Source organism: Candidatus Phycosocius bacilliformis (genome assembly GCF_003112735.1).
In the GTDB taxonomy this organism is placed as follows: Bacteria; Pseudomonadota; Alphaproteobacteria; order Caulobacterales; family Aquidulcibacteraceae; genus Aquidulcibacter; species Aquidulcibacter bacilliformis.
This window is the reverse complement of the sequence record NZ_BFBR01000007.1, coordinates 90,239-96,238: the sequence shown is the minus strand read 5'-3', so window position 1 is coordinate 96,238 and position 6,000 is coordinate 90,239. Positions and strand designations below refer to the sequence as shown.

Below are 6,000 nucleotides of genomic sequence, written 5' to 3'. Positions count from 1 at the left end.
ATGGCAAACAATGCACCATTGTCTTTAGCCGAAGCCACTTTCAGACCCGTTGCAATGGTATTTTGGGTCTTATCCAACTGATCGTTGGTGCGGTTCAAGGTTTGCAAGGCAATCATTGAGCCGGAATTGGTGTTGACGCTAATCATTCTTGATCTCCGAAACGAGTACTTGTTTCATGTCGTTCAGACATGCAGGCCATTCGGGCCCGCCGCAAAACTAAGCCGAAGATCATGAGGTTTCGTGATCGTGATTGGTAAAATTTTATGTAACTGTCAGTAATGTAATGGATTTAGATCACGAAAATGTAATAATGTGCAGTATATGATTGTTTTAGATAGAATAGGCCTGAGATTAAATATCTCAGGCCTTTTTCATAGTGTTAGGCTATTTTGGGTTTAGCGGAACAGCGACAGAGCCGTTTGCGAAGAGCCATTGGCAATTGACAGGGCTTGCACGCCCAATTGTTGCTTGACCTGCAGCGCTTGCAGCTTGGCACTTTCCTTGGCCAGATCGGCATCTGCGATAGCCCCAACGCCATTGTTCAGCGCATCTTGCAACTTGCCGACAAAGGTGCGGTGGACGTCAAAGCGCTTGGCCCCAGCACCCCAAGTCGCCAATTGGGTCCCCAAAGCCGTGATTGACGCATTGACGTTCGTCAATGCTGTGTTGGCGTTTGTGGTTGTGTCAACGCTTTGAGTAGCCGTTACGGTTACCACCGCGCCGCCGAGCGACAGGTTGGCCCCAGTTACGGTTATGTTGTTGCTTCCCGATGCATCGCCGAGGGCGATGGCGCTGTCGGGCGTGGCCTTAATCATATTGGCCCCGTCAAACACCGCATTGGCAACAATACTGGTGATCTGGTCACGCAATTGGGTGAAGTCAGCATTGAGCGCGTTCGCAGCCGAGGTCGACAGACCAGGCTGAGTGGCGGCCAAAGCTTTGCCCTTCATCTCATTGAGCAATTCCATCACACTTTCCCCGGCAGCGATTCCGGTGTCGAGGATGGAAGAAGCCCGGTCAACGGACTCCCGCACTCGGTCATAGGCTGACACGTCCGAGCGCATTTTATTGGCAATGGCGAATAATGCGCCATTGTCTTTGGCCGAAGCCACTTTCAGACCCGTCGCAATGGTGTTCTGGGTCTTGTCCAATTGGTCATTGGTCCGGTTCAAGGTTTGCAAGGCAATCATTGAGCCGGAATTGGTATTGACACTGATCATTCTTGATCTCCTTCACTCACAGAATGCACAGGTTTTGTGCACTGATCATTTTGACCGTGGACAGAGTATCAGAGCGTGTGAAACATTTTTATAATATCTATATACAATTTTATCTAACTAACGAAAAAACAGAGATATTTTCCAGAAAAAATGAAAAAAAGGCCCAAGCAAGTTTGCTTGGGCCAATTTGGATTTTTCAGTTTTTTATTTATGCGTTTAGCGGAACAGCGACAGTGCCGACTGTGACGAGCTGTTCGCAATCGACAGAGCCTGGATCCCCAACTGGGACTTGGTCTGCAAGGCCTGCAGCTTGGCGCTTTCCTTGGCGAGGTCAGCATCCGCAATCGCCCCGATCCCATTGCTCAAAGCGTCTTGCAGCTTACCGATGAAAGTACGGTGCACTTCCAAGCGCTTGGCACCTGCGCCCCAGGTGGCCAATTGGGTTCCGAGGTTGGTGATTGATGTATTGACCAAGCCGAGGGCGGTAGCGGCGTTGGCGGCGGTATCCAAAGCGGATGTTCCGGTTACGGTTACAATTGTGCCGGCCAATGCCAAGCTGGCACCGTTCACTGTGATGTTGTTGGCACCGTTCGCATCACCCAATGCGACGGCATTGTTTGGTGTACCGGCGATCATGTTGGCACCGTCAAACACAGCATTATTGATAACGCTGGTGATTTGATCGCGCAGCTGGGCAAAGTCGGCGGCCAGCGCAGCTTGGGCCGATGCCGACAAACCCGTTTGGGAAGCCGCAAGCGCTTTGCCTTTCATTTCGTTGAGCAATTCCATAATGCTCTCACCAGCCGAAATCCCGGTGTCGAGAATGGAGGCCGCGCGATCGGTGGATTCACGGACGCGGTCATAAGCACCGACGTCAGACCGCATTTTGTTGGCGATTGCCCAGATGGCCCCGTTGTCTTTTGCGGTGGCGACTTTCAGGCCGGTTGAAATAGCATTCTGAGTTTTGTCGAGGTCAGAATTGGTCTTGTTCAATGTTTGCAGTGCAACCATGGCACCTTGATTTGTGTTCACGCTGAGCATTTTTCGCCCTCATCCATACTAGGTTGGTCACCTGCATTCAGCAGGCTGTATTCGTTTTGAATACCGTGTCAGGCTAGCAATCATGTCTAAACGGCCTGTTATGAAACATAGTAAACAAATGAATAATCTGGATAATTTGCAGATAAAAATTCAAGTTTCAAAAATCTGGTTTCTTGTGAGTACTCTGCCTCTGGTTGAAAAATTATTTTAGTTTTTGTTTTGTGGCAATTTAATTGCTGGACTTGTCCTAAATTGAGTGGAATGAATGAGGCATCGACCTGCTAATATCGCGTGTTTCGAAGGGGAACTTTGACATGAGGGTGGTTGGCATAAAGCTTATCCCATTGATTATTTCATCCGCCTTGATTTATGTTGTCGGAGCATTGATCTATGGAGCATTGTTTTCCGCACAATGGATGGCACTATCGGGCTATACTGCCGAGACTTTGGCTCCTGAACGCTGGCGCATGGCATTAAGTCCAATCATGCCGATTATGATCAGTCTTGGGGTAGGTATTCTAATGCAAGGCCGTGGTGTGGGGGATTGGCGCTCAGGATTGGGTTTCGGGCTGATTATCGGCTTGTTTTTTCTTGTCGGCGGTCGGCTTTACAACTTTGCTTATGGGAATGAGCCGGTCGGCCTTCTGGTGTTAGACTCCGTGCATCTATTGGCTAATGGCGGGATTGCCGGATTGGTGCTGGGCGGACTGAAAGCTGCCGACTAAGAGGCTCGCACGCTGGCAGGTTAAGTGATACCCCGTCGCCATAACCACTGATTCTGACCGGTGAGGGACCTCCGGCGTGCGCATCCTGATTTCCAATGACGACGGCATCCATGCACCAGGCTTGGCTGTTCTGGAAGCCATTGCCCATCGTTTGAGTGATGATGTCTGGGTCGTCGCGCCTGAAGTTGAACGCTCTGGGGCTTCCCGTGCTGTAACCCTTACAGAACCGGTGCGTGTGCGCACAATTGGTCCTCGTCGCTTTGCCTGTTCTGGGACGCCCAGCGATTGTGTCTTATTGGGCATTGATGAATTGGTCGCGGGTGGGAAGCCTGATCTGGTACTATCGGGTGTAAACCGGGGACAAAATCTGGCTGAAGATACCAGCGTTTCGGGGACTGTGGCGGCTGCCGTCCAGGCCATGCAACTGGGAATACCCGCGATTGCCCTGTCTCAGGCGGTTCACTTCCGGGTCGGTCAGCCGATTGCTTGGCACACCGCGCAAACACATGGACCCGGGCTTGTGCAAAAGCTGCTAGCCGCACCTTGGCCGAGCGGTGTGGTGATGAATGTAAATTTCCCAGACTGTGAGCCGGAGGATGTTACAGGTATCGAAGCCACCTTCCAAGGCTTCCGTGATGAATCAATCCACCAAATCGACCGTCGGGCCGATCTACGCGGCAATGATTATTATTGGATCGGCTATCGCGGTAAATTGTCCAAACCTCCGGCGGGGTCTGATCTGTTGGCGATCTATGAGAACCGCATATCGGTCTCGCCACTCCATATCGATATGACAGAACATGGTGTCCTTCCAGATTTGCGACGGGTGTTGCAGGCATGACCCAATCTGATGCACGCGCCCGCATTGTTTTGGCTCTGCGTCAGGCTGGGGTGACCGACTCACGCGTGCTTGAAGCCATTGAGACCATCCCGCGCGAAGTCTTTATGTCCGCAGGATTTGAGAACAGGGCTTGGGAAGATGCGGCCTTGCCGATAGAATGCGGCCAGACGATTTCACAGCCATATGTCGTTGGGGTGATGACGGCGGCTTTGTCATTAAGCGGTCGGGAGAAGGTTCTGGAAATCGGGACTGGCTCTGGCTATCAGACGGCCATTCTGGCGAAGCTGTCCCGGCGCGTATTCACCTTAGAACGCTATCGCACCTTGTTGCGTTTGGCTCAGAGCCGCCATGAAGCCCTGAAGCTGACCAACATTGTCTCCAAATGTGCCGATGGTGGCCAAGGCTGGCCGGATCAGGGACCGTTCGACCGCATCATTTTCACCTGTGCCACGCCGTTTAGGCCCGATGCGCTTTTGGCCCAATTGGCTCCGGGGGGGATTCTCGTGGCTCCGGTTGGCGCAGGTGCGGTCCAGGAATTGTTGCGTTATCGGTTGCGCGATGATGGCGTGTTTGAAGAAGAAGCCCTGATGGATGTGCGCTTTGTGCCCCTTCTCCCCGGTGTGGCGCGCGACGCTTAGCTTGGCCCAGCCGATCTTGAAGAAACCCCTGATTAACCATGTTATGTCACATCGGGGCCCATGCGCGGACTGTCCCGTTTCTTGATGATCCTTGCGGTCCTGTTGAGCCCGGGGTCGGTGCTGGTCGCCCAGCCCGCGCCGGGAACTGCCGCGTTTGACCCGCTTAATCCGCCAACCGAAACCCGTGTGATGCGTGGTGAGACGCTTTATTCGATTGCCGAGCGCACCCGCTCACCAATTATTGGCCTGATCCAGGTCAATCAATTGCAACCACCTTATGCACTCACGCCGGGTCAAGTTCTCAAACTGCCCCCGCTCAAAGTCCATGTGGTGGCGCGCAATGAGACATTTGCTGACATTGCCCGCCGCTATCAGGTCGATGAGCGTTCTCTGGCCGTGTTCAATCGGTTCCCCCGCCCAGTAAAAGTCAGACCTGGCCAAAAAGTGATCCTCCCAGCCCTTGTGCGCGATCAGTTCACCGGCCTTGAGCCCCAGGATTTGGTTGATCTTCTGGCTGCCGAAATGGCTGCTGGCCGTCAGGTGAGTGGGACGAGTCCCGGCCAATTGCGCCCCGCGCCAACGCCACGGCCTGCCGCATTGCCCAAGGCAGCACCGTCTGGGGTGCAACGGCCTGTCCAAACCTCTCCCAAGACCCCGGCACCCAAGACCCCAGTACCGAAGACCAAATCAACCACGCCAGCTCCTGCAACGCCCAGTGCCTCGGCAAATCCAACGCCTCCAGCCCCGTCTGGTCCGTCTTCGCCGGGCGCCATTAGCTTCATTTGGCCCGTGCGTGGCAAATTGGTGGAGACATTTGGTACCAAGCGAGATTTGCGTGTCCTTGACGGCATTGAGATCGAAGCCCCCACCGGCACACCGTTTCGGGCGGCTGCCCCTGGAACGGTCGCTTATGTCGGCAATCAGCTGGCCGGTTATGGCTGGCTGGTGCTCATCCGCCATTCCAGCGACTATATGACTGCTTATGCCTATGCAAATTCGGTCAGCGTCCGAGAGGGCCAAACGGTGACTCGCGGCCAAGTCATTGGCCAAGTTGGCCAAACCGGCCGCGCGAATTCACCCCGCCTGCATTTTCAAGTCCGTCATGCAACCAAGCCCGTTGATCCAGTTCCGTTTCTGGGTCCAAGCCCTGCAAGCCCGACATAAATTGCCTTCGGCCCCGTGCGATCCGATGGATGTATCCGCCCTCGGATCAGGGTTTTGGCTTCCCAAAGTATCCCCGCCGAAGCGATAGCGCAGAGCAGGGATGACATCGTTTAGAGAAGATTTTTGTCTGGAAGCGCTTTGATGACCAGTGTGGTCACCAAACCGCAAACCCAATTGTTTCTGCGACATCAGGGTGGTCAAGTGTCGGTTTTCTGTGAAAACCGATCGCACCGCGACGCAGCAAAGCTGCGCACGTGACGACCCAGATGTCGTGCTCAAACTCAACCATCCGTTTTGGTGAAACACGGGTTTCACCAAACGGTTCCAAGTAGAAAAGCCAAACCCACCACGTTGTCATCCCGGACGGCGAA

At 53.7% G+C, this 6,000-nt stretch carries 7 protein-coding genes; 4 read left to right on the top strand and 3 right to left on the bottom strand.

All coding sequences use genetic code 11. The features are described from left to right. From PbB2_RS11685 to PbB2_RS11675, 3 genes are all read right to left on the bottom strand, one after another. On the bottom strand, positions 1-146 hold a 146-nt coding region (locus PbB2_RS11685; RefSeq protein WP_478210022.1), incomplete at its 3' end, for a flagellin N-terminal helical domain-containing protein. Between the two features lie 249 nt (positions 147-395). Beyond that, positions 396-1,220, bottom strand: coding sequence for a flagellin N-terminal helical domain-containing protein (locus PbB2_RS11680; protein WP_108985503.1), 825 nt, complete (start codon positions 1,218-1,220; stop codon positions 396-398). A gap of 216 nt (positions 1,221-1,436) precedes the next feature. Then, positions 1,437-2,261 (bottom strand): flagellin, encoded by an 825-nt coding sequence (locus PbB2_RS11675; protein ID WP_108985502.1) that lies wholly within the window; start codon positions 2,259-2,261, stop codon positions 1,437-1,439. Between the two features lie 344 nt (positions 2,262-2,605). Here PbB2_RS11675 and PbB2_RS11670 point away from each other — a divergent pair, with 344 nt between their 5' ends. The 4 genes from PbB2_RS11670 to PbB2_RS11655 all read left to right on the top strand — a co-directional run bounded on the left by PbB2_RS11670 (position 2,606) and on the right by PbB2_RS11655 (position 5,629). Further along, positions 2,606-2,986, top strand: a complete 381-nt coding sequence (locus PbB2_RS11670) for a DUF1761 domain-containing protein (RefSeq protein WP_192576312.1) — start codon at positions 2,606-2,608, stop codon at positions 2,984-2,986. 76 nt (positions 2,987-3,062) lie between these two features. Further along, positions 3,063-3,827, top strand: a complete 765-nt coding sequence (surE, locus tag PbB2_RS11665; RefSeq protein ID WP_108985500.1) for a 5'/3'-nucleotidase SurE — start codon at positions 3,063-3,065, stop codon at positions 3,825-3,827. Further along, positions 3,824-4,465 carry a protein-L-isoaspartate(D-aspartate) O-methyltransferase gene (locus tag PbB2_RS11660; protein ID WP_108985499.1) on the top strand — a complete coding sequence of 214 codons (642 nt, stop codon included), beginning with the start codon at positions 3,824-3,826 and terminating at the stop codon, positions 4,463-4,465. The genes surE and PbB2_RS11660 overlap by 4 nt, the downstream gene beginning before the upstream one ends. A gap of 60 nt (positions 4,466-4,525) precedes the next feature. After that, a complete protein-coding gene (locus PbB2_RS11655) occupies positions 4,526-5,629 on the top strand; it encodes a LysM peptidoglycan-binding domain-containing M23 family metallopeptidase (protein WP_108985498.1) in 1,104 nt (367 codons plus the stop codon). Positions 5,630-6,000 lie beyond the last annotated feature (371 nt).